The sequence below is a fragment of the Psychrobacillus sp. genome (assembly GCF_032154225.1).
Taxonomy (GTDB): Bacteria; Bacillota; Bacilli; order Bacillales_A; family Planococcaceae; genus Psychrobacillus.
Window position 1 is genome coordinate 33905 of record NZ_JALDYF010000007.1, and the last position, 23748, is coordinate 57652.

Here is a 23748-nt window from a genome sequence, read left to right on the forward strand (position 1 = left end):
CGAATTAAGTTTGCGTTACGTGCATATTTTGCTGAAGCATTTCTTTTAACCCAGCTATTAAACTATAAGATGGTCTCCACTCAAGAGATGCTATTGCTTTTTCGTTGGAAAGAACACTTCTTTCGATCTCTCCTTCTCGTAGTAAATCATAAATTGGTTCTGTCAGAGCTCCTGTAAGTTCCGATAATTCTTCATACACTTGTTGAATGGATATTTCTGTTGCAGAGCTAATATTAAAAATCCCTGTGTTATCAGACATTAATGATTGAATACAAGCTGCTGCTACATCTTTTACATATATAAAATCTCTTGTTTGATTTCCATCAAAAATGACTGGATTCGTTCCCTCTAACAGACAGTTTGTAAGAATTGGAATAACTCCACTCGTTTGCTTAGGTCCAAATACATTTGAAAACCGTAAAATACAGCTTTTTAAACCAAACATTTTTTCGTATAACTGAATATACTTCTCTGCAGAAAGTTTGGATAGAGCATAGAATGACAGGGTAGAAAGCTTACTATCCTCTGCAATAGGAAAAATAGTAGGATTTCCATATACAGCGGCAGTAGAAGCAAAAACAATTTTCCTCACATTGTTCAACTTGGATAATCTTAAAATATTTAGCGTACCTACTAAATTGGATTGACAATCTTCCATTGGCTCACTCATAGACTTTAATACAGAAGATTGGGCAGCTAAATGGATTACATAGTCCGGTCTCTCTTCCCGAAACACTTCTTCTAGTTCGTTACTCGTAATATCCATTTCATAGAACAATGTATCTTTAGCTATATTACTTCGCTTACCAATCGATAAGTTGTCTACTGCAACTACTTCGAACTGTTGATCTACTAATGCTTGTACAACATTAGAACCTATAAATCCAGCCGCTCCAGTCACCAATACTTTCATAAGTTATCCCCCGATACAATTAAGTTTTTATATGTTGCAATCGTTTTTGCGTACATTTTTTCAAACGTAAAACTCGCCTCGTATATTTCTCTGCTCTTTTCTCCCATTTGCTTTCGAAGTAATTCATTTTCTATTAATCTGGAAAGAAGTTCAGATAAATTATCTTGAATCAAAAAACCGTTTTCCGAGTCTCTAACTGCTTCCTTTATCCCTCCAACATTAGATGCTATTATCGGCAATCTATGAGCCATTGCCTCTAAAATACTTAAAGGAAGTCCTTCCCACTCTGAGGTAAGCACAAAAAGGTCAGCTGCACTTAAAAGCTCCGATACATTTGAATGACTTCCTAAGAAAGTCACTTTGTTTCCTAAATAATTATCTTGTACAAATTGAGCAGATTCCTGCTTTAAGTTTCCATCACCTACAAAAATCATATGCCAATTCAATTCTTTTATATGCAGAAGCGCCTCTAGGAGCTCTAATTGTTGTTTTGGTTTTTCAAAACGAGCGACCATAATAATAGTTACTACTTCACTATTATCTTTTTTTAATGCAGCATTCTTTGTATCCAATACTCCATTATGAATGGTTATCACTTTCTCCGGCATCAGCACTTGATGACGAAGAGCAAGGTTTCTATCTTGATCACAAACCGTAATAACCTTTTTCGATAGTTTTCCAGCACACTTTTCAATTTGTCGATAAACTAGCTGCTTCTTTTTCTCTACACCTTCTGTAAATGCCCAACCATGAGCAGTAAATACACATGGTATTCGAGTAGACCAACAAGCTAGTCTTCCTACAATTCCTGCCTTTGAAGAATGAATTGCTACAATATCTGGTTGAACTTTCTTCAGTATTTTCCTGATTTCAAAAAAAGCTAGAACATCTCTAAAGACATTAATGTTTCGAATTAGAAACTCACTATGAGTATAAGTAACACCTTCTAATAACAAATCCTCTGCAATTATGTTATCTCCACCTGAAATAATCGTCACTAAATGACCGTCATATGCTAACTGCTTAGACAAATCCCGAACATGAACTTGAGCTCCGCCTACTTCATTCATATGTGTGATTAACTGAACAATTTTCATCAAGAATCCCTCTTTTTCTATCGTAGGAACTTTTTGAGAGCTAGTGTTATTCCATATGCTTTTCAACTTTTTAGATTCGGTAAAACACTTCCATTCGAAGTTGGCACTATTGAATATCCAAAGACTGTTCTTTTAACTATTAGTTGATTTAAAGTAAACCCAACCTCTTCAATTGCAGCTATTTCTTTTGTAGATTTTGCTTTTACACATATAAATATTTTGTTTGCTTTACTCTGCTTATGCACAAAAGAGCAAATATCACGTAAATTACTCATTGTCCAATTTTCAATAAAGACGGAGCTTTTTTTTAAATCCTTCAAATAGGAAACATCATCAATACGTATAACCTTTTCATTGATCCAAAATATGTCCTTAAAAGATAGCAGATTTCGAGGGTAATACCCTTTAAATGCACCGTATACTTTTGTACAAATAGCCTTCATATGATATTTAATAGTCTCGTTATTAATTGCATCAGTAATGTGTAATCGCATAAAATCTTGACTTCCCACAAATTCCGAAACTTTTTTTCTGTCTATCTCATAAATACAATATTGCTTCCATTCAAATAAGGAGTTCCACCTTGGTTGAACAAAATTGACTATTGCTTGCCACACATCTTTGTATTCATTTTTATTGAATAGGTTTTTCAATACATAAAGTATCTTTCCTATTTTATTTCTCTTAAACATTACTAGACTTTGATGAATCTTTATTCGTGAAATGATTGATTCTTTAGTGGTTAAAAACATCCGATTGATTTGGGCTAATAGCGTTTTAGATGAAAAAATCACTTTTTTTGTATAATCGAGATCCGTATTCCAGTCAAACTTATACGTCTCATAACCAATACTTAAATCGAAAATATTAAGTTCTCGTCGACCACATTGAAGAATTTTTTCTTTTTCAAGAATTCTACCTGGACTAAATACTTCAAAATCATCATCAAAACCTAAAACATAGCTAATATATCTTCCTCTACATTCAAATCCATAATTGAAAGCAATCATCCGGTCATCCATATAAAGTCCATCGATCTCTGTTTTAAGCACCCCCTCTTGAAGCAGTGCCAAACTTTCAAAAAAAACTTTCTCTCTTAAATTAGTAAAACCACTGGTATCATGCTTCTTCTTCCAGCGTTTATCATGAATTTTGTGTATCGTTTCCATTTCTTCAGGTCCTTTAATTAGTACCTGAACATCCCCGTTTTCTCGAATCCGTTTTTCTCTTCTATCTAACCTGTGTAGTTTTTTTCTTTTTTTTATATATTCCTCCATTTGTAATTTATCTAAATTGATATATGGTGTTATAACCCTATGCGTGGAATAGCCAAGTTTCTTTTTTCTTAGGTACACTTCCAGTTTTCTATGTGAAAAAGCACTTTCAAGTAGCCCATGCAAATAAAAAACGACATGCTTTCGAGCTCGAATAATATAGTCAATTGCGAATTCCAGCACGTATTCCAAATTATGCTCATAAGAGATGAAATCCATATAATTTGCATGACCAAATCCAATAAAATTGTATGTGTATACGAAGCCTTTCTTGTTATACAAAAATGGTAAAAAGGCGACCACTTTTTTATGATCTAGTACTACTATAATTTCTATTTTGCTTTCTTCCCCTAGAATTTCCCACCATTTATATACCCAGTTGAATTCAATAAAAGGGTTCGTATTTACATTTTCCTCCAAAATAAAAGACCAATCATCTCGAAATTCATCTAATTGTTCCAATGATGTAAGTGTTATTAGTTCCAAATTTTTCAGGATATCTATCCCTTCGTGAGTATTTATATTTTTTTCAAATGAGCAATTCTACGTAAAAAAATCAAAAGTAGTTTAGTTTCTTTTACTTTAAATAATGTAATGAGAATGAGATAGAAAATACTTCCTGCACTAACGACTGTTAGCATTTTGAATAACGTATGCCATCCTGTTAATACATATTCGTATAAAATATAAACCATTATAACCATCATTGAAGAGGCAAGAATAACTTTCATAAAAGTAATAAAATAACCTTTCAAACCGAACGAACCAATTTTTTTTCTGAGATTGATAACTAAAAGTGCAGAACAAAAAAGGGCTGAAATACTTGTAGCGAGTGCAAGTCCGCCAATTCCCATATAAGTAGATAAGATCAAGTTTAAAATAATGTTTAAAACGACTGAAATAGTAGCACTATACAACGGAGTTTTCGTATCTTGAAAAGAGTAGAAAATTCTATTTAATACTTCTCTGATGCCATATCCTATCATTCCGATGGAGTAGTAAAAGAGGGCTTGAGAAGTCAGATCAATTGCTTTTTCGTCAAAATGTCCATGTCCATAAAGCAACTTAACTATGGGTTCAGATAAAATCATTATTCCAAAGCTAGCAGGGATCACGATAATAATTACACTTGAAATAATTTCGTTAATAGAACTTTTAAAGTCCACCATGTTTTTTTCGGCAGCCATACTTGAGATAAGGGGGAACATTACTGTAACAAATGAAAGAACAAAAATACCTTGTACAAAATCATTCAATCGACTTGCATACGTTAATGCAGATATCCCACCTTCGACTAATGTTGAAGCAACTGTTTTATCTACCATTAGATTGATCTGATCAATAGAAATACCAATCATAATTGGAAATACAATAACAGCCATTTTTTTTATATTACTGTCCGTAAAATGAACTACTGGAATATATCGATAGTTTGTCTTATAAAGTGAGGGAAATAAAAAAAGCATTTGAAAAAGTGCAGCAATAACAGTACCAATCGCTAATACAATGACATTCGTTTGTGCACTGATAAAAATGGAAAGGATAACAATCAAATTGAAAGGGAAACCGATCATAGCAGGTGCTATAAACTTTCCGTTCAACTGTAGATAACTGATTAAAAGTTGAGTAATACTAGTAAAATATACGCCTACTAAGCCAATTCTTGTGAAGAGAACTGCCGTTTTCAATGTTTCTCCGTCAAAACCTAATGCAAATAGCTTTACTAAAACATTTGAAAAAATCAGCCCAATTAGAATAATACCAGTTGTAATTATTAAGACGATATTTATAAGATTATTAGTAAAAATTGTCGTTGCTTGGTGATCTCCCTTATGCTCAATCTGCTTGTACATGGGAATATATGCCGTGGAAATTCCTGTGATAATAAGACTAAATAAAACAGACGTTATTGTAACAGAAATAATATATGCATCGCTCGTATTAGTAGCACCATAAAAAAAAGATAATGTTATGTCACGTAGAAATCCGGATGCTTTTGAAAGAACCGCTATTATCATCAAAAGTATGGCTATTTTTTTCATAGTATCACTGGTTTGTCCTTTTTTTTATAATTTCAAAGCATTATTTTGAAATTTTCCGGTTTATTTATGGCTTCCAAATAAATTTGTAGATATTCTGAAACAGTATTTTCTATACTATATGACAGACATTTTTCATTTCTTAAACTATTAGCTTCATGTTTATCTATCGTCTCATTTTCTGTATTCAAAATTTGTTGTGCTAATTCTTTTTCATCTCCAACTTCAAAAAAATTTCCTACTCCATCTACTACTTCTCTTAATCCAGGAACATTTGAAACAATTACTGGCAAACCTGCTGCCATTGCTTCGACTGCCACTAATCCGAAACCTTCCCATTTTGAAGATAATACAAAAATATCACATGTTTTTAAAATCGAAGGAACATCTAAGCGTCTACCTAGAAAATGGATATTATTATTTCCATACTTCTTGGCGTAATCAGTTACTTTTTTTAATCGATCTCCCTCACCAACAAAAAGAATATGATAGTTTTCTGGTAACAGATTGGATGCTCTTATTAATGTTTCATGGTCTTTTTGTTCCCGCATTGCTGCAATCATGATGATCAATTTATCATTTTCATTAATTTTTTTTACAAGTTCTTCTCGTTTTAATGGTTTTGCATCTATATACTGTTCCAAACGTATTCCGTTTGAAATAACAGTTGTGGTCTTCGATGTGTAAGGGAGATAATTATTTAATTCATTTTTTGTGCCTTCAGAAATTGCAATTATCTTTGTGAACTTCTTATACATCCAACTGTCTAAATATTTAAAAACCCTTTTATCGCGCCTTCTATTGTATGTGTTATGCTCAGTTGTAATATAAACTGTTTGGACATTTAGAAATCCCTTAACGATCGCGATATAAAGTTGTGGTGCATATAAATGAGTGTGAACTATATCAAAGTTATTCTTTAAAATCTTTTTTATCACAAAAAGTTGTAATGGATGATAAACGATATTTACTGGACTAAAATGCACTGGAACGTCTAAACTTTTCAGTTTTTCACTATAAATATCACCATCATTTGAAAGTACTAGAACTTCAACCTTTAATCCGGTATTCTTCATTTCTTCCGCAATATCAACTAATAACTTCTCGGCTCCGCCACTATCCAGATGGTGAATTATATGAAGAACTCTCACATCAAACCTCCTTTTGGCTTAATTTGATACAATTTTAAAAGCTTACTGTACATATATAACTTCAAACTTCTTAGTCCATTACTTATCTTAATATCATTGATGTACATTTCTACTTCACTTAGAGCAAGCGAATATGCATCTTTTTTATATGATTTTCTATTCACCCATAGCTGATATACTATTAATGCTGGCAACCTATAATCATTAATAGTATCCATAGCCCTTTCCTTTCTAAATTTAGATATATTCGTTTTGTTTAAAAAATCCTTATACATATTAACCCACAATATATCTTTGTATATCTTGCTGAGATCATTAAAACTTAAGGAATTACTCACTCCTTGCGTATAAAATGTCAAATATTCCTCTACACACTGTATTTCTGTATTTAATGTCATTAGCTTAGAAAATAGCAACATGTCTTCTCCGCAATCAAGATTTTCCTCAAAGCGTAGATTATTCACCAATAAAAACTCTTTGCAAATCAGCCATGAATTTGTATGAGCTACACATCTATTTAATAAATATTCACATAAAATATCACCATCTAAAAACTCTTGCTTACTCTTTTTTTTACTATTATCAGGATTCACAAAATAATGCCCACAATAGCAAGCTTCATAGTCCCCTATTTTATTAACCATTTTCTCTAAAAAGAGTGGATCATAATAATCATCGGCATCTAAAAAACTAATATACTTTCCTTTAGCAAGCTCAATACCGTTATTCCTAGTAGCTGAAACACCTTGGTTTTTTTGATTGATATATTTAATACGAGGATCTTTAGCCATTAAGTTTAATATAATATCTTCACTACCATCTGAAGACCCATCATTTATAACTACTATCTCAAAATGTTGATATCTCTGATTTAAAACACTTTCTATTGATACGTGTAAGTACTTCTCCTTATTAAATACAGGTATAATAACAGACACCAAGTCTATACAATCACCTTCTCCGTTTTTAAATAATCTATTAACAAAGTATATTCATGCTCCATCTAAAAAATGAACTTCTCAAAAACTATGTCATTTCGCCTGTTCTAAAATGCCTTCACTCTTTATTGAAGATGCTTTTCTTACTGGTAAACTTGTTCCTTTAAATAAGAATAAAAATATAGGTATCTTATTAATAAGTATTCCTATCAAAAGTGAACTGGAGATTGCAACAACTGTTGTAAATAAGGCCCCTCCAATTCCAATTACTGCCGCTAACCAATCAGCAATCATAAAACCTACGCTAAAATGAAACCCTAAAATAATAATTGATTCTCTTCCCATATACGAAAATATCGAATAAATAAGTTTAATTTTAGTAAAAAGGTATTTAGAAATAAATAAAATCAAGAAACCACCTGAGATTCCACCCATATAAAACAAAAATAGATTCCCATACACTCTATTATTCATATCTACCGGCACATTAAAATATAATACTGTTATGAATATAAATACCGAAATAACAAATAGAGTTATCATTGTTTTATGATTATACAAAACACGTTTTTCTTTCAAAACACTTCCTATAAACATGAATAATAGAGCTACTAACGCTATATCTAAACTCCAAGGCAGCCAAACAATCCTACTAATCCCATAGCCAAGAATTCCTACAATTATAAATACAGTTGTTTTGCTTAGTAATGATAACTTTTTGGAGAACTTTAAAATAAGGTTGAAAACAATGAACGCGCAGAACAGACTAACCAAAAACCATATAGGAGTATTTTCAACTATCCAATTTCCATTTCCATATAACATTCCTATAAACGGTTCCCACCAGACCACATTTTGCTTACTAATAATTAAATATAAAAACCATATTCCAGCAGACATTAAACAAAAAGAAAAATACGGTATTAGTAAAGTTCGTGCCTTATCAGTAAATAAATTTTTTATATTATCAAGATATTTAGTTGTACTAAACAAATATCCGGAAACCATGAAAAATAAAGGCATTCTAAACTCCCTAAATATTTCTGCTACTAAACCTTCTGAAACTTCAGTAACCCCTGTATGTCCTAGCACTACTAAAAATATAGTGATACCTCTTACAATATCGATTTCTTTCAGTCTTTCATTTACACCCAATTAGATACACCCCTTACTGCAAATAAATTTAAACAATAGTGCTATTACTATCTTGGTCAGCGTTCTTCCCAAAGTAGCTAAATAAGAAATTATTTGATAATAATATTATGGCAATGACTATTATAAATCTCGAATGAATAATATCTGGAATAAACTGCGCTCCCAATAGTATTAATAACCAAATCCAAATATATTTTTTATTACTTCTATAGATGTTAATAGTTATTAAAGTAAGAATAACTACTAACAAAAGAAATCCTAATATACCGGTTTGTACTAAAAATTGAACAAAAATATTATGAGGTATTACCTGTCCATTATTTATAAAAAACGAATCTACACCTAGTCCTACTCCAAAAGCCCAGTTTTCCTTAAGAAGTTGCAAACTTGAAAGGTAGCTTTCAATTCTTCCAGAAGAAAGATTATAATCACTTGGCCTTGTTTTTTTTATAATAAACAACAAAAATAATAAAATAGTTGGTGTCATTAATAGAAAGAAAAAGTATTTAAAAGGATTTCTATTTAACTGGTTTATAGATTTAACAATTAAAAATAAAACATAAATAATGATAAATGATACGATTCCAGTTCTAGCTGATGTCATAACACAAGCTAAAAATATAACAAAGAAATTAATATGGAAATAATACCTCTTAGTTGTTAGGATCATAATTACTAATCCAGAAGCTAAATATATAGACAAGAAACTTACATCACTAAATAAATAACCAATAGCAACCCTTGTCGCATAAAACGAAATCTGTCCAGTGATTATTCCTGTGAAATTAAAATAAACTAACTGGAAGATTACCGCTATTGAAATATAATAGGTTACATTACAATAAAGTTGTAAAATATCTTTACTATTAATAGAAAAGTTCTTTCTGTTTACTACTACTATAGTGACGATAAACATAACTAAGTTTAATACCTGTTGCATCGCGTCTATCTTGTCAAAGGATATTAATATTGGAATGCATAAATATAATCCATATATAATGGATATAAGAGAAAGCCCATTGAGAGCTATACTTTTCTTCTTTTTATTAAATAAAATGGATAAAATAAAAAGAAGGATAAAAATATTAAACCAAGAGAGTGGAAACGATCCATAAGGCATACCCAAAATATTTACAAAAGACAACGGTACTGAAAAAACTAACAATACTACTAAAGTTTCAGCTTTGCTTTTAAACATTTTAGAGTATGTTCTGTATACAAGTAAGAATAGGATAGAACTGATGCACAAAAATAATATGATATTATCTTGAATAAATAGGAAAACAAAATATATAAGAAGAAAGAAAATATGAGTCACTTTTTTAGTTTTACCTATCAAAATAGATTTTCCCTTTCTTAAATAAGTTTATTAATTATCACTCTGCTTCCCCATAGTACTGGTTATAATAATGGCCCTTTTCCAGTTTATAGTTGTTTAAAATCGTACCAAGTATGTTTGCCCTAGAAGCTAGAAGTGCTTCTTTTGCTTTAATCGCATTGCCTTTTTCAGTTGTCCCTGAGCTGATGACAAGAATGGTTCCATCACATTTTTCAGATAAAATTTGTGCATCCGCAACTGAAAGTACTGGAGGGGCGTCGAAAATAACAATGTCATATCTATCTTTTACATCTCGAATAAATGCTTCCATAGAATTCGATCCTAAAAGTTCTGCTGGATTCGAAGGTATAGGTCCGCATGTTATAATCCATAAGCCTTTTGTTTCCGAGTCTTTTATAATGCTTCCTAGATTCCATTGACTCATAAGTAAGTTAGTTAATCCTGGAGAAATGGGTGTATTAAATGTGTAATGCATCGTCGGTTTTCTCAAATCTGCATCGACGAGAAGAACCTTCTTCCCTTCTTGTGCAAGAGCAATAGCAATATTAGCTGCTGCAGTTGACTTCCCTTCCCCTATAGAAGTAGAAGTAAATAGCAGTGTACTTAGCTGCTTGTCCTTCATAGCGAATTTGATATTCGCACGTACAGTTCTAAATTGTTCTGACACAATTGATTTAGGATCGTTGCTCGTTACAAGCTTTCTTCCGAGTTGCAGACGCTTTTTTTTCTTCTTAAACAATTTTCCACCCCTCTTCTTTCTTAGGTAGCTCCACTCGTTTATTTTTTTTAGATTTTTTTTGAGTAATTGGGCTGACGAGACCAAGAATTGGTAACTGTAATAATTCATCCACATCTTGCTCCGTTTTAATCGTATTGTCTAAGTATTCAATAAGGAAGGTTATTCCAACCCCTAACATTAATCCAATAACAGCTCCAATTGCCATATTGAGTATTGGGCTTGGGCTTACTGGCTTTAAATTATTTGTACTGACAGTTGCTGGCGACAGCACTTTAACGTTATCTACGTTCATTAGTGTAGGAATTTTTTTTTGGAATACTTCAGAGGTCATATTAGCTATATCTATGGCCTTATCTAAACTTTGGTGCTTAACACTTACATTAATAACTTGTGAGTTTTGCTCACTACTAACCTTTATATTCTTATCGAGTTTCTCAAGAGTAGTATTTAAATTTAGATTTTCAATAACTTCGGATAGAATGACAGGGTTTTTAATAATGACACTATATGTGTTGATAAGTTGAAGATTCATTTCAATGTCCTGCGTATTATATTGATCACTCTCAAATTTTTTCTGGCTAATTAGAATTTGGGTGGATGATTCATAAATAGGGGTTAGAAAAAAGTAACTAACTACACCTGCAATCGTCACCGCTAAAACAAATATACTGATTATGAGTAAAAGTCGTTTCTTCATTATTTTAACGAGTTGCTGTGGACTGATCGTTTCTTCCATAAAAGTGATCCCCCCTTTTTGCCTGTCTTGTTGAATAGCACCACAACTAAATCTTATTGAAACTGATAGGTTGCATTGGACGAAATTCAGTTCCGAATAGAACATGCTTCGCATTCTCACGATAATACATTTCATAATCCTCAGAAATCTTTTTTCGAACATATTGATATGCATCTTTCAATAAAAAAGGACGTTTCTTATAATGATGTGCATCTGAAGATATGAAGTGTACTAAATTATGCTTAATCAAATCTTTTGTATACTTTTTTAGCGCTCTACCATGGATCCCTATTAAACTGGAAGCAGTTATTTGTACGAGAGATCCTCTACTTACTAACTCATAAAGCTTTTGCTTATCTTTTCTGAGTACGCTATTTTTTTCAGGGTGAACAATTATCGGGATTAACCCTCTTAATTGAATGTTAAAAAGAATCTCCAAAGTAAAGATAGGAATATGATTCCTCGGCAGTTCTATTAATATATATTTCCCACTATCGGCTAGTGTTAATAAATCATTATTTAAATCATCTAAAATGCTAATGTTCAAATGAACTTCTTGCCCAGGTAAAACTTCTAAAGGAATCGCTTTATCAATAAGCTCCTTGTTTAAATGATCTACCGCCTCTTTTACTACAGAGGAAACATTCATATATTCTCCGTTACAATGATGAGGGGTCGCAATTATATGAGTTATCCCATTAGCAACTGCATTAGTAGCAAGTAAAGTAGCTTCTTCCATTGAATTAGGACCATCATCTAGCCCAGGCAAAATATGATTATGAATATCTACTAGCAATCCTACCGCCCCTTCAGTTAAACTCAACCAATACTTTTAACTATATTTTAATTTAGTATATCCATTACCACTCTACCCATTTAATAGAAAATCTATTCCTACAAATGACTAGTAAGCTCCTTTTCCAGTTATGACAATTAGTATTGTGCGTAGGATAATTTTCAAATCTAAAAGGAATGAACAATGTTGCACATAATACAAATCATGATTAACCTTTTCACCATGCGTTATATTTGATCTTCCTTGAATTTGTGCATAACCTGTGAGACCTGGTTTTACAAGTAAACGACTTTTCTGCTCAGCGGAATAATGTTTCGTAATTTCTAGCATTTCGGGTCTAGGTCCCACAAAGCTCATATCCCCTTTTATGACATTCCAAAGCTGAGGTATTTCATCTATGCTGAATTTCCTGTATATTTTCCCTAATTGAGTGATATTCAAATGTTCGGGCTTTGTAAATGAAAAATCTTTTGGAACGCCACCTTCCCAATCATATTGATGACTACTAGATTCTTCTATCGTTGGTTGCATTGTTCGAAATTTCCAAATAGTAAAAGGGGTATTATTTAACCCCGCTCGAATTTGTGTGAAAAAAATAGGTCCCCCGGAAAACAGAAAGAGAATAATAGAAAAAAGAACAAGTATTGGAATGTAAATGGCAAGAATCGAAACACTTACAACTACATCTACAATTCTTTTACCAAAACGGTGATAAATGTAACGATTAGTTTGTTGATACATCATATTTTTGACATTTTCCAAAGCACTGTCTCCTTTAATATTCGTAAAATAAGAACTATCTAAGACAGTATATTCATCTTCCTTATCAAAAAAGAACTAAAAGAAAACAAGTCTTGGACAAGTCGATAAACTAGGCAAAAAAAAGAAGACTCATTGAGTCCTCTTTTTGTTTTGCTATTTTAAAATACTTTTTGCAATTGCTAGTACGTCTTCCTTTGCAACAACAATTCCTTCCCATTTTGTTGTAAATCTAATAGTTACTATAAATTTCTTTGTATCATCTTCTATTACAAAATAGACTTGTTGGAACACCGGATCGTATAAGTAATCTACTCCGTTTTCGGTTAGCTTCGTTGAACTAGCTAAGTTTTCAGTAGTAGACATTCCTTCATTAGCAGATTGTAATGTAATTTCAATTCCACCAAAGCCTTCTTTATTTTCACTATACAGAAGCTTTACTTCTCTTATGTCGTCTGTTAAAGTACCTTCTCTAACAATATATTCCACATTATTTTCTTTCGCTTCAGCGTACATATCTTTAGCCAATCCATCAACTTCAATTGCTGGAAAATTATAATAGATAGTACCTTCTGTTAGTACAAGTTTATCTTCGCCTATCCCCTCAAAATAGAGAGACTCTTTAACTTCTTCTGGAACTTGTAAATCTTCCTTCAAAAGAAGTAGTTCTTTTAATTCTTTTGGGATTTGCATTACACTGTCAATTTTCTCTCCATTATGCAACATCGTTAATCCGTAGCCGCCGTACATCCCCAGTTCTTCATATCCATCAACAGCTAGAAAATACCTAAACTTCCCTTTAGGCATATCGCTAAGTTTTTCCTTAATAACACGATACTTCTCCATGACTTCATCATACTTCCGATGCGGTGCCTCTTCTTCCTCACTCATCGTTTTCATTTCAAAAACTTCTTGCCCTTCGGCATTAAAAAGCTTCCATCCTGTATAGTTCATAGCAGTCGCAATCGATGCAGTGACACATATAGAAAGGAAAATAGCGATAAACGATGCGCGCAAATAGATTGGCTTGTATATTTTTTTTCGTTCCAATTCAATATTCCGTTGAACTGGTGGAATCTCTTGGCTTTTCATACGTGCTTCAAACTCTTCAAATGTTTTGATTTTATCCTTCATCTTGCATTCTCCCTTCTAGTATCTTTTGCACTTTCGATTTTATTCGTTCAAACCGTTTTCTTGCAGTAGGTATACCAATATCTAGAATAGATGCAATTTCAGTGAAATCTTTATCCTCCACAATTCGCAGCACAATCATCGCTCTTTCTTTTGGCTTCAATTTGGAGAGTATATAACTTAATTCCATATCACTGTTCGTATCGTCTTCTTGCCCCCGGTTCTTTTCCACAAATGGAATAAATTCAATAAAAGATTTCCGCTTCACTTTATTTAAACAATGATTATAGGCAATCCTGTACAGCCATGCATTTGTATTATTGATTTCCAACAGCTTCTTACTCTGAAACGCCTTGATAAATACTTCTTGCGCAGCATCTTCGGCATCATGCGAATTTCTTAAAATGTTAAAGCAATAAGCATAAATTTTCGAATGGTATTCTTTCAATAACTCTTCGATTCTTGTTTCTTTGGATTCTTCCAAATGAGTCTCCGATAAATTTGTCAACACTACGACCGCACCCCCTTCACTATATAAGACAAACAACTGCGTCATCATGTGACATTTTTATGTATGAAAATAAAAATAACACCAGATTCTCATTCCACTGGTGTTATTTTTCTATATGAAATTTTAATTAATAAAATAATCCTTATAAATATAAAAAGAAACTATGAGCGTTAGCAGAAAATAAACTATCGATCCGATGAGAATAAATGATGTACCATGTATTCGAGTAGTAATATTCATTCTTACCCCAATTTGGCCTTGAATTTGTGGTTCCATATGGCGGCTTATTGCACCGCTCCTATCTGTATACATATAAATAATAAACAGAGCCACAATTCCATAGGGAATACCAATATCAAAGAATTGAACACTAAATGCATACGAAAGAATCCAATTAATCATTCCTAAACTCACAATCGTTCCAATCAGTATAATAATCTTTTTCATATATTCCCTCCAATTCTTTTTGGACATCTAATTTATTCTTATTAGCTAATATACGTCCTTATATAGAATTAGTTTCAGAAAACACTTAAATCCCAAGTTTTCGCTATATGCTGTAATAATAGGACACCTGCCACACTGCTCCCATATTCATCAATCGCTGGTCCATAAACGCCTATACCGCATCCTTCTAAAAGAGGTAAGTCCACATTTCTTCCACGCGGAGGTAAAGCAGCCATTATTCCACCTGATACCCCAGTCTTTGCAGGAATCCCTACAAAAGCAGCAAATTTACCTGAAGCATTATACACCCCACAAGTTAGCATTAAACTTTTCGCCAGCCTAGCTACTTCTTTCGGTATAATTTGCTCTTTTCGAATAGGATGATATCCATCATGTGCCAAAATCAATCCGATTAAAGCAATATCTGCTGTATTTACTTCAATAGAGCATTGCTTCAAATACACTTCTAGCACTTCTTCTACTTCCATTTCTAAATAACCCGTTTCTTTTAAATAATAAGCTAAGGCTCTATTACGATTAGCCGTTTCCCATTCAGACTGGAACACTTCTTCATTATAATGAGAAGGCTTCCCTAACATTTTCTCCAGCAAAATGAAGATCGATTCTAGCTTTTCTTGTGCCGTTTCACCAGGAAGAATCGAAGAAACTGTAATTGCGCCAGCGTTTATCATCGGATTAAACGGCTTTCCTGGCTTATGCATTTCCAAGCGAATAATCGAATCAAAAGGATCTCCAGTTGGTTCTAAATCAACCCTATCCAATACATAAGGAATACCATGATGCATACATGCAGCGATAAAACTAATTACTTTCGAGACACTTTGCAATGTAAAAGCTACATCCCAATCGCCAGCCTGAATGATTGTTCCATCAGGCTCTATAATCGATATACCTAAATACGACGAATCGACTTTTTCCAATGCTGGAATATAAGAAGCATTTTTTCCTTCTGAAGAAAAAGCACGATACTGCTCCACCCATTCCTCTATAATACGTTGATTAGTTGAATCTTTTTTTACTTGTTCCATTATTGTATCCCCTACTCTATTTCATCTATCTTCATTTTAATGAAGAATACAAAAAAAGCTACAATAAACCGGTAATACGGTAATTGTAGCTTTTACAATGTAAGGCTTATTCGCCGTCACTATCTTCGTCTTCTTTTTCTCTTGAAGGCAAAATACCGATTTTCTGCACAAGTTTCGGTAAACTCATTGCAATAAACATAAGTATTACAGTGATAAGAGCTAAATCATATGCTCCATAACCAATCGTTAAACCTACACATGCCGTAATCCAAAGGTTTGCAGCAGTTGTAAGACCACGTTTTACATTACCTTTGTCTATCCATATTACTCCTGCACCAAGAAAACCAATCCCACTAATTACTTGCGCTGCTAAACGCATTGGGTCCATATATGGCCCTTGGTTCAAAGTAGATAAAGACATCGCGAGTGTCGACCCTAAACATACTAATATATGTGTTCGAATACCTGCTGGCTTATTTTTAATTGCTCTTTCTAAACCTATAAAAAAACCTATAAAAGTCGCTATAATTAGTCGAATATATAAATCAACATGTGAATCGAATAATGATGTAATAAAATTCATAATGTAATACTCCTCTTTTTTTAATTAAATCATAGCAATCTCTATGCTAATTATTTTGCAATTATTATTAACGGAATCTTTAGATTACTATATTTTATCATACAAATGTTTTAAACATGTTTAAAATACCATCGCAACAGGCTATTTACGCACAATACTAAAATAAGAAGAGGTAAAACCTTGAAATATCAAGATTTTACCTCTTTTACATGGTGGCCACTTGACTTGAATATACTCCTAAAAACTACCATAAATAAGCGTCTATATTTAAACGACACAAACAGTGAATAATTACTCTCTTTATTTGCTCATCGTTTCTGCAAATAATATTAAGCCAGAGAAGCCTTCCAATATCTTCTAAGCCTTAGGTCTTAGAAAAATATAATTCTCAGGATCAATGTGGAATAGGTTTCCGTTTTTTACAATGAAAACACAACTTAAATGTATGAGGAAGGGAGTATTTAGTTTAAATTTTTTTAATTTTTCAAAAGTTTTTTTGAAATGTTGTAGTTCCATTTTGCATTTATCTTAGTGTTTTATTAGTTATCAAATTTTATAGTTTGTGGGAGGAGTTTTTTTATGTCGATATTTACCAAGTGGGCTTTTGGGAACAAGGCTGCTGTAACTGTTTTGACCATCTTAATATTAGTAATAGGTGTTGTCAGTTATTTTAGACTGCCTATGGAATTTTTACCCTCTGCTGACAATCCGCAAGTAACCATTATTTCCATGGGTCCGGGAACTGATTCCAAAACAATGGAAGATGAAGTGACCCTTCCAATTGAAAGAGCAGTTACTGGAGTGAATGGAAAAACATCCATCTATTCTACAACTGGAGACGGTTTTTCTAAGGTAGACCTGAACTTTGAAGCTGGGTACGATATGAAGCAGGCAAAACAGAATGTCCAAGATGCATTAAGCAATATATCTTTTCCTGTCTATATATCCAAGCCAACTATTTCACAGCTAAATACTTCGATGATTCCAATTGTTAACATTGCCGTTACATTTGAAGATGGCATGACTAATGAAAATATGGAATTTGCTCGAAAAGAGCTTCAATCTCGGTATCAAGAAATCAAAGGGGTTTCCAGTGTAGATGTGTATGGGCTTAATGACTCTAGCATTTCCGTCCAAATAGATCATATAAAAATGGCTGAAAACCAGGTTCCTATTCAAGCTGTCATGGGTATTCTTCAAGGACAAAATACCGCGGTTGCTGTCAGTGAAAAGAATATAGATGGAAAAGCCAGCAATATCAAAGTAATCGGAGATTTAACAAGTATTGAAAAGCTTAAAGGATTAACTATTATTCCTGGAGTAATGCTTGATGATATAGCAATTGTTGAAGAAACAGTTGATACAAATTTCATTAGCCGCTTCAACGGAAAGGATAGCTTAGATATTAGCATCACTAAGGACAGTAAGTCTAATGCCGTAGCTATTAGTAAGGAAGTTGAAAAAGTAACAGCGGAAATCAATGAAAAATTTGAGCAACAGGAATCTGTTGTTTACATCTCCTCTGCTGATTTAGTTCAAAACTCTGTTCAAACGATGGTAAAAGAAGTACTCCTTGGTGCACTATTTGCGACGATTGTTATCATGGTCTTCTTAAGAAATATCCGTTCTACTTTTATTACGATTTTATCGATACCTTTGTCTCTTTGCTTCACGCTATTCCTATTATCATGGTCTGGCGTGACATTAAATATTTTAACGCTTGGCGGGGTCGCTGTTGCAGTTGGACGTCTAGTTGACGATAGTATTGTTGTTATCGAAAATATTTTCCGAAAAATGCAAACGGAAAAATTTTCTGTCCAAATGGTTACTGATGCAACTAAACAAGTAGGAGTTGCTATTACTGCTTCTACATTAACGACAGTAGCTGTTTTCCTACCTGTAAGTCTATTGAATGGTGGACTTCAAGAGTTCCTTTTACCATTTGCTCTAACAGTTACTTATTCGTTACTTGCTTCTTTAATCGTAGCATTGACAGTTGTACCGTTAATGAGTGCGGGATTATTGAAGAATTCAAAAATTCCTGAACATAAACCAGCTGTTCGTTTTCCCAAAATTGTCACATGGTCTTTAAATCATAAATGGATTGTCTTCTCGATTTCGATGATTCTTTTCATCGGTTCCATTGGTGCTTATTTTGTCATTCCAAAAGGTGCAGTTGATAACTCTTCTGCAGATTATGTAACAGCCACTTTAAGTTATTCGAATGATACGCCGATTGAAAAGGTCAAAGAAAAGACAATTGAACTAGAAGCATTTATTCAAGATATGGATGAGGTACAGTATGTATTTTCACAGGTAGGATCCCCTGCTGAAGCTGCTCAATATGGCTGGGTCGGATCGCCAACAGAAGCATCCTACAGTATTTTATTGCACGACAAAAAGAAGGCGGACCATATATTAAAAGAATTAGAAAAGAAAAAGGAACAATACCCAGATGCCGTTTTAGAAATAAATACAGCGTCCTTTATGATGGGAGGTTCCAGTTCAAATATCATTATTGATATAGTCGGAGACAATATTGCTGAGCTTGAAAAAGTTGCTACAAATATTAAAGAAAAAGTGGAGAGCATTAATGGTGTTGAAGAAGTAACGACTAATCAAGATGAAAAGAAAACTGTCTACTCTCTCACAGTTGATCCAACAAAAGGAAACACAGAACAAGTTGCTCAGCAATTAGGTGTGATGCTTAACAAGACACCTATCGGAACGATTAGTTTGAATGACAAACAAAAAACAGTATTCCTGGAACCTCTCTTGAATACTGAAACACCTGAAGACTTAAAAAATATAGAAATCATGACAAATTCAGGACTTGTACCAGTTTCGTCCGTTGCTAAGTTAGAAAGCGAAGAACGTTCAACCACTCAATTTCATAAAGACGGAGAAGCATATCTCCGAGTAACAGCAACAGTTGATCCTACAAGGCTATCTGAAATTTCTAGTGCAGTAACGAAAGAAATTTTCGGTGATCAAAAAGACCATAAAGGTATGGATATCCCCAAAAATATTAACGTACTAATCGGTGGATCTAGTAGCCAGCAAGCAGATGATTTTACAGATTTATTTCTTATTATGCTTGTTTCCATCGGAATTGTATTTTTAATAATGGTAATTACTTTCAAATCTATCAGAGCACCAATAGCCATTCTTTGCTCGCTGCCACTTGCTGCGATTGGCGCTATTTTAGGAATTCTTATCAGCCGAATTCCTGTAGATATAACGGCACTTTTAGGAGCATTAATGCTCATTGGTATCGTCGTAACAAATGCGATTGTTCTATTAGACCGAGTAAAACAAAATGAACAAAAAATGATTATTCGTGATGCACTTGTCGAAGCTACTTCAACAAGAATGAGACCAATCTTTATGACTGCGATTGCAACCATCTGTGCGATGCTTCCACTATTAATGAAACAAGCTGAAGCTGGAAGCTTAGTGTCACAAAGTTTAGCTATAGTAGTTATTGGTGGGCTAGCTATGGCAACTCTTTTAACTCTTATTGTAGTTCCTTGTATATATGAATTGCTTTATTTTAGAAAGTCAAAGAAACAACGAACTAATCAAGCAACAGAGAGAGATGCTATATAATGCAAATAAAAATAAACCAGAGCATAGCTTAAACGCTATGTCCTGGTTTATTTATTTTTTCAATACTGTAAAAGATTAACGTGAAGGTCTAGGTTCTTGGCAACTTGAACATTTCTTTTGGTTGCTACCTTTAAATTTTGTTAATGTCTTTTCAAATTGATTTCCACATGAACATTTAAACTGTAGCTTTTGTGAGAATCCAGTATATTCCGTGGAAAGTAATTCACTATCCGAATTCTTTGCGACATAATCCCGGATGTTTTCAATCGTCCATTTTTTATTCATATATATACACCTCCGATAATGCGTAAGTATTCTATTATATCATGATTCCCCGACAAAATGTTTGTTTGTTCCCTGTGTCCGAAACATTCACGTTTGTTTGAATAAACATGAATGTTTCGGACACAGGGAAGCATAAAATGTATACTAAACTTAACCAAATGTTAATAATACTTTACACAATGTTAAGTTTAATGTACATTTTAATAAGGAGGTGTCACGATGCTTAAAAATCGACTTAAAGAACTACGAGCACGACATGATTTCACACAAATTGAACTTGCAAAGCATGCTGGTGTGACACGGCAAACAATTGGCTTTATTGAAAAAGGAGAATTTTCACCGTCTATTACGCTTGCACTAAAGCTTGCACATGCGTTGAATTGTGATATTAATGAATTATTTTGGTTAGAAGAGGAGGATAACAATGAAAAATGATATGAGGATTACGTATCCATTATGGCAAATGGGAGCTATTTTGCTAATGATTCTATTTACGCTGCTATACGGGCTCTCTTCCTATATTACAAATAGTATTTTAGGAATCATATTTTTGCTTATCATAGTCTATCTCGTATTACTTTTTTGGAATATTGCTAAGCACAATAAACGAATGCCTAATCAAAAAATAACTATTTTCTCTTGGAAGCCACAAGAATATATGGATGATGACGAGCTATTTCAAGAGATTACAAAACGTGCAACGAAAAAAGTCTATTCTTATTTTGTATGGTCCATTCCATTATTAGCGGGTTTGTCTCTTGGATTGTCATTAGGAACAATCGCAGTAATTGTAGCACTTTTACTTCTTTCGTTTGGTCAATATTTAATTTATTACAGAGAAATCAGAAAATATATGGGGGCAGATGAATGATGATTGAGTATTTTTTAGTGTTTTTAGGAGCAGCGATACCGTGGTTGGAAATTGCTCTTGTCATACCTTTAGGAATCATTAGTGGATTGTCTCCATTTTGGGTTATGCTACTCGCATTTGTTGGCAATATGCTAACAGTTCTTTTCCTAATTGTTGCCTTCGAAAAAGTGAAAACTTGGATGGAGAAGAAAAAACAGAAAGATGGCAAAGGTGATTCAAAACGTACAGAACGTGGTAAACGCATTTGGAATAAATACGGAATGCCTGGACTGGCGCTACTTGGTCCAATTCTAATCGGAACACATATCGCAGCCTTCATTGGCTTGTTGTTTGGAGCAAGTAAAGTGAGAACAACCATTTGGATGGCCGTTAGTATTGGCTTATGGACACTCATATTTGGCATTGCAACAGCAATGGGCTTTGATTTCTTTGTACAGAAAGGATGAGTAAAAAAATGAAGAAAGTATTTATTATTTTATTGAAAATGATCACAGTCATGATAAGTGCTGTTTTACTTGTCGGATTTACTATTAATCTCGTTAGTAAAAAGATAGAAAAAGGTAAAATTGAAAGCTACGGACAGTATGTGACGGTAGATGGAAAGAATATGAACGTGGTGATTCAAGGAGAGGGCGAAGAAACAGTCGTATTACTTCCTGGATTCGCAACAGCTTCTCCGGGTATCGACTTCGCACCACTTGTAGAGGAGCTTGCTCCTTATTATAAAGTTGTAGTAATCGAGCCTTTTGGATACGGTCTAAGCGATGTAACAAAAAAGGAACGAAGCGTGGACAATCTTGTAAAAGAAACGCACGAAGCGTTACAGCAATTAAACATGGATAGCTATATTTTAATGGGGCACTCCATATTTGGCGTTTACGGACTGGAATATGTAAATCAATACGAAAATGAAGTTCGTGCATTTGTTGGAATCGATAGCAGTGTACCAACACAAGAAGGCATGGATGAATTTCCAGCAACGCTTTATCAAGTATTAGAAAAAACAGGATTTCTTCGATTAATAACGAACGTAGACCCAGATCCACTAGTACCACCAAACACAGATGATATAACAAAGGAACAAATGCAATTAATTACCCATCAAAACATGATGAATCCTAGTATCATAAACGAAGGAAAAAACTTCGGAAACAATGCCAAGGCTACTGAGAACTTAACATTCCCAAAAAACCTTCCTGTACTTTTCTTTTTAGCAGAGGATGACACGCAATTAGAAGGATGGGAAGCACTACATGCTGAACTAATAAAAGACTCCATGCATGGCAAAATGATAAGCCTCAAAGGTGGACATTATTTACACCATACGAAATCGAAAGAAATGGTTGAAAGTTTTAGAGCCTTTATGAAAGAGGTGGAGTAAATATAGTGAGGCACCAGGTCCTTCTAAGAGAATCTGGTGCCTCCTTTTATTGTACAGAAATCAATTCAGTTAACACTTTACCATCTGAACCTACAACTTTAATAACACCGTAACCTGGAGCAAAATAAAATGCTGCTCCACCAGAAGAACGAATAATGACAACATTTTTAAATGTTCCAGCTTTTACTGTAATTGTGCTCGTTGTACTTTCGACATTAATATAATTAAAAGCTTGCTCCCAGTCATCCGTAAGGTAATATTCTTTCGTTTGTTTCCCTTCAGTCATGGGGTATCCAAAATCAAATAAAGTCCAATCTGTTTCATTTACACCCATGGTAAATCTGTTATTACTCTCAACATAAGTGTACCCTCCAACAATACTGCCGTTAAAATTTAAAGAAATATGCGCACTTCCTGGCTCTTTAGTAGCCACGAATGTTTTTTGCGACTTATCTATTAAATTTGGAAAATACGTAAGCTGTAAACCAGCCTTTGGAGCAAGCCCTCCTGTTACAGCCACTTGTTTTTTCAACAAAGCGAGCTTACTTTTAGAAGGAGTCTCATACTTTACTTTTGCGCCATTTTTCTGAACAAAGCTTCCTCCACCTACTCCGTATAAACCACCATGATTATTTTTATAGCTATAAACTCTAAATTCTTCCCCTTTTTTCAAAGAACGAACTGTTGAAAGTGACCCATCACTTCCCAATTTGACCAAACTCGTATTTGCCAAGATAGTAACCTTCCCAATTTGCCCTAATTTCAATTCCGTCTTTCCCCACATTACTTTAGTTGAAGCATCCGCATGTTCCAAACTAAACGAAGTACACCCAAGTGCAAAAGCGAGCAACATTAGAACTTTAAAAACCTTTTTTAACATTCTACTTCCCTCCAATTACATTTCCTTTAATACTACGTATTGAAAAGAGCGAAGTCTATGTATAA

Annotated in this window: 24 protein-coding genes; 5 read left to right on the forward strand and 19 right to left on the reverse strand. The window is 33.6% G+C overall.

The genetic code is table 11. The features are described from left to right. Positions 1–4: 4 nt before the first annotated feature. The 17 genes from RUH95_RS11040 to RUH95_RS11120 all read right to left on the reverse strand — a co-directional run bounded on the left by RUH95_RS11040 (position 5) and on the right by RUH95_RS11120 (position 16657). Positions 5–913, reverse strand: coding sequence for an NAD-dependent epimerase/dehydratase family protein (locus RUH95_RS11040; protein ID WP_313892926.1), 909 nt, complete (start codon positions 911–913; stop codon positions 5–7). Continuing rightward, a complete protein-coding gene (locus RUH95_RS11045; protein WP_313892927.1) occupies positions 910–2010 on the reverse strand; it encodes a glycosyltransferase family 4 protein in 1101 nt (366 codons plus the stop codon). The genes RUH95_RS11040 and RUH95_RS11045 overlap by 4 nt, the downstream gene beginning before the upstream one ends. 62 nt (positions 2011–2072) lie before the next feature. Beyond that, a complete protein-coding gene (locus RUH95_RS11050; protein WP_313892928.1) occupies positions 2073–3410 on the reverse strand; it encodes a GNAT family N-acetyltransferase in 1338 nt (445 codons plus the stop codon). Between the two features lie 392 nt (positions 3411–3802). Then, entirely contained in the window at positions 3803–5326 is a 1524-nt protein-coding gene (murJ, locus tag RUH95_RS11055) for a murein biosynthesis integral membrane protein MurJ (RefSeq protein WP_313892929.1), read from the reverse strand. A 32-nt stretch (positions 5327–5358) separates the two neighbouring features. Continuing rightward, entirely contained in the window at positions 5359–6474 is a 1116-nt protein-coding gene (locus RUH95_RS11060) for a glycosyltransferase (protein ID WP_313892930.1), read from the reverse strand. Beyond that, positions 6471–7412 carry a glycosyltransferase family 2 protein gene (locus RUH95_RS11065; RefSeq protein ID WP_313893100.1) on the reverse strand — a complete coding sequence of 314 codons (942 nt, stop codon included), beginning with the start codon at positions 7410–7412 and terminating at the stop codon, positions 6471–6473. The genes RUH95_RS11060 and RUH95_RS11065 overlap by 4 nt, the downstream gene beginning before the upstream one ends. A 93-nt stretch (positions 7413–7505) precedes the next feature. Further along, on the reverse strand, positions 7506–8567 hold the full coding sequence (locus RUH95_RS11070; protein ID WP_313892931.1) for an acyltransferase family protein: 1062 nt from the start codon (positions 8565–8567) through the stop codon (positions 7506–7508). Positions 8568–8595: 28 nt separating this feature from the next. After that, complete coding sequence (locus tag RUH95_RS11075) at positions 8596–9765, reverse strand: O-antigen ligase family protein (protein ID WP_313892932.1); 1170 nt, start codon at positions 9763–9765, stop codon at positions 8596–8598. A 178-nt stretch (positions 9766–9943) separates the two neighbouring features. Continuing rightward, the gene (locus RUH95_RS11080) at positions 9944–10645 is read right to left on the reverse strand and encodes a CpsD/CapB family tyrosine-protein kinase (protein WP_313892933.1); all 702 of its coding nucleotides are present in this window, start codon (positions 10643–10645) and stop codon (positions 9944–9946) included. After that, positions 10638–11381 carry a YveK family protein gene (locus tag RUH95_RS11085; protein ID WP_313892934.1) on the reverse strand — a complete coding sequence of 248 codons (744 nt, stop codon included), beginning with the start codon at positions 11379–11381 and terminating at the stop codon, positions 10638–10640. Before RUH95_RS11085 ends, RUH95_RS11080 begins: the two co-directional genes overlap by 8 nt. A gap of 46 nt (positions 11382–11427) precedes the next feature. Continuing rightward, positions 11428–12177 (reverse strand): tyrosine-protein phosphatase, encoded by a 750-nt coding sequence (locus RUH95_RS11090; RefSeq protein ID WP_313892935.1) that lies wholly within the window; start codon positions 12175–12177, stop codon positions 11428–11430. Positions 12178–12285: 108 nt separating this feature from the next. Continuing rightward, complete coding sequence (locus tag RUH95_RS11095; protein ID WP_313892936.1) at positions 12286–12939, reverse strand: sugar transferase; 654 nt, start codon at positions 12937–12939, stop codon at positions 12286–12288. Positions 12940–13092: 153 nt separating this feature from the next. Continuing rightward, on the reverse strand, positions 13093–14070 hold the full coding sequence (locus tag RUH95_RS11100) for a hypothetical protein (protein WP_313892937.1): 978 nt from the start codon (positions 14068–14070) through the stop codon (positions 13093–13095). Then, complete coding sequence (locus RUH95_RS11105) at positions 14060–14578, reverse strand: RNA polymerase sigma factor (protein WP_313892938.1); 519 nt, start codon at positions 14576–14578, stop codon at positions 14060–14062. Before RUH95_RS11105 ends, RUH95_RS11100 begins: the two co-directional genes overlap by 11 nt. Positions 14579–14701: 123 nt before the next feature. Beyond that, entirely contained in the window at positions 14702–15025 is a 324-nt protein-coding gene (locus RUH95_RS11110; protein WP_313892939.1) for a hypothetical protein, read from the reverse strand. A 74-nt stretch (positions 15026–15099) separates the two neighbouring features. After that, positions 15100–16074 (reverse strand): glutaminase, encoded by a 975-nt coding sequence (locus RUH95_RS11115; RefSeq protein WP_313892940.1) that lies wholly within the window; start codon positions 16072–16074, stop codon positions 15100–15102. A 106-nt stretch (positions 16075–16180) separates the two neighbouring features. Further along, on the reverse strand, positions 16181–16657 hold the full coding sequence (locus RUH95_RS11120; protein WP_313892941.1) for an MgtC/SapB family protein: 477 nt from the start codon (positions 16655–16657) through the stop codon (positions 16181–16183). Between the two features lie 579 nt (positions 16658–17236). On the opposite strand from RUH95_RS11120, the gene RUH95_RS11125 reads away from it, so the two are divergent. Then, entirely contained in the window at positions 17237–20266 is a 3030-nt protein-coding gene (locus tag RUH95_RS11125; RefSeq protein ID WP_313892942.1) for an efflux RND transporter permease subunit, read from the forward strand. A gap of 75 nt (positions 20267–20341) precedes the next feature. Here RUH95_RS11125 and RUH95_RS11130 read toward each other — a convergent pair whose 3' ends face one another. Continuing rightward, a complete protein-coding gene (locus tag RUH95_RS11130; RefSeq protein WP_313892943.1) occupies positions 20342–20551 on the reverse strand; it encodes a hypothetical protein in 210 nt (69 codons plus the stop codon). A 219-nt stretch (positions 20552–20770) separates the two neighbouring features. Between RUH95_RS11130 and RUH95_RS11135 the strand changes: the two genes are divergently transcribed. From RUH95_RS11135 to RUH95_RS11150, 4 genes are read left to right on the forward strand one after another with little or no spacing between them, the layout of a single operon-like run. Next, the gene (locus RUH95_RS11135) at positions 20771–20986 is read left to right on the forward strand and encodes a helix-turn-helix transcriptional regulator (protein WP_313892944.1); all 216 of its coding nucleotides are present in this window, start codon (positions 20771–20773) and stop codon (positions 20984–20986) included. Beyond that, the gene (locus RUH95_RS11140) at positions 20976–21422 is read left to right on the forward strand and encodes a hypothetical protein (protein WP_313892945.1); all 447 of its coding nucleotides are present in this window, start codon (positions 20976–20978) and stop codon (positions 21420–21422) included. The genes RUH95_RS11135 and RUH95_RS11140 overlap by 11 nt, the downstream gene beginning before the upstream one ends. Continuing rightward, positions 21422–21868, forward strand: a complete 447-nt coding sequence (locus tag RUH95_RS11145; RefSeq protein WP_313893101.1) for a small multi-drug export protein — start codon at positions 21422–21424, stop codon at positions 21866–21868. The genes RUH95_RS11140 and RUH95_RS11145 overlap by 1 nt, the downstream gene beginning before the upstream one ends. A gap of 8 nt (positions 21869–21876) precedes the next feature. Next, positions 21877–22803, forward strand: a complete 927-nt coding sequence (locus RUH95_RS11150; RefSeq protein WP_313892946.1) for an alpha/beta fold hydrolase — start codon at positions 21877–21879, stop codon at positions 22801–22803. 46 nt (positions 22804–22849) lie between these two features. On the opposite strand, the gene RUH95_RS11155 is transcribed toward RUH95_RS11150, so the two are convergent. Next, a complete protein-coding gene (locus RUH95_RS11155) occupies positions 22850–23683 on the reverse strand; it encodes a hypothetical protein (protein ID WP_313892947.1) in 834 nt (277 codons plus the stop codon). Positions 23684–23748: the final 65 nt, after the last annotated feature.

What these genes read in the sequence shown, in the direction of transcription:
- murJ (WP_313892929.1), bottom strand. Translation starts at nt 5,326, where the DNA reads ATGAAAAAAATAGCCATACTTTTGATGATAATAGCGGTTCTTTCAAAA.
- RUH95_RS11100 (WP_313892937.1), bottom strand. Translation starts at nt 14,070, where the DNA reads ATGAAGGATAAAATCAAAACATTTGAAGAGTTTGAAGCACGTATGAAA.
- RUH95_RS11110 (WP_313892939.1), bottom strand. Translation starts at nt 15,025, where the DNA reads ATGAAAAAGATTATTATACTGATTGGAACGATTGTGAGTTTAGGAATG.
- RUH95_RS11155 (WP_313892947.1), bottom strand. Translation starts at nt 23,683, where the DNA reads ATGTTAAAAAAGGTTTTTAAAGTTCTAATGTTGCTCGCTTTTGCACTT.
- RUH95_RS11040 (WP_313892926.1), bottom strand. Translation starts at nt 913, where the DNA reads ATGAAAGTATTGGTGACTGGAGCGGCTGGATTTATAGGTTCTAATGTT.
- RUH95_RS11125 (WP_313892942.1), top strand. Translation starts at nt 17,237, where the DNA reads ATGTCGATATTTACCAAGTGGGCTTTTGGGAACAAGGCTGCTGTAACT.
- RUH95_RS11140 (WP_313892945.1), top strand. Translation starts at nt 20,976, where the DNA reads ATGAAAAATGATATGAGGATTACGTATCCATTATGGCAAATGGGAGCT.
- RUH95_RS11045 (WP_313892927.1), bottom strand. Translation starts at nt 2,010, where the DNA reads ATGAAAATTGTTCAGTTAATCACACATATGAATGAAGTAGGCGGAGCT.
- RUH95_RS11075 (WP_313892932.1), bottom strand. Translation starts at nt 9,765, where the DNA reads ATGTTTAAAAGCAAAGCTGAAACTTTAGTAGTATTGTTAGTTTTTTCA.
- RUH95_RS11115 (WP_313892940.1), bottom strand. Translation starts at nt 16,074, where the DNA reads ATGGAACAAGTAAAAAAAGATTCAACTAATCAACGTATTATAGAGGAA.
- RUH95_RS11145 (WP_313893101.1), top strand. Translation starts at nt 21,422, where the DNA reads ATGATTGAGTATTTTTTAGTGTTTTTAGGAGCAGCGATACCGTGGTTG.
- RUH95_RS11120 (WP_313892941.1), bottom strand. Translation starts at nt 16,657, where the DNA reads ATGAATTTTATTACATCATTATTCGATTCACATGTTGATTTATATATT.
- RUH95_RS11150 (WP_313892946.1), top strand. Translation starts at nt 21,877, where the DNA reads ATGAAGAAAGTATTTATTATTTTATTGAAAATGATCACAGTCATGATA.
- RUH95_RS11135 (WP_313892944.1), top strand. Translation starts at nt 20,771, where the DNA reads ATGCTTAAAAATCGACTTAAAGAACTACGAGCACGACATGATTTCACA.
- RUH95_RS11085 (WP_313892934.1), bottom strand. Translation starts at nt 11,381, where the DNA reads ATGGAAGAAACGATCAGTCCACAGCAACTCGTTAAAATAATGAAGAAA.
- RUH95_RS11130 (WP_313892943.1), bottom strand. Translation starts at nt 20,551, where the DNA reads ATGAATAAAAAATGGACGATTGAAAACATCCGGGATTATGTCGCAAAG.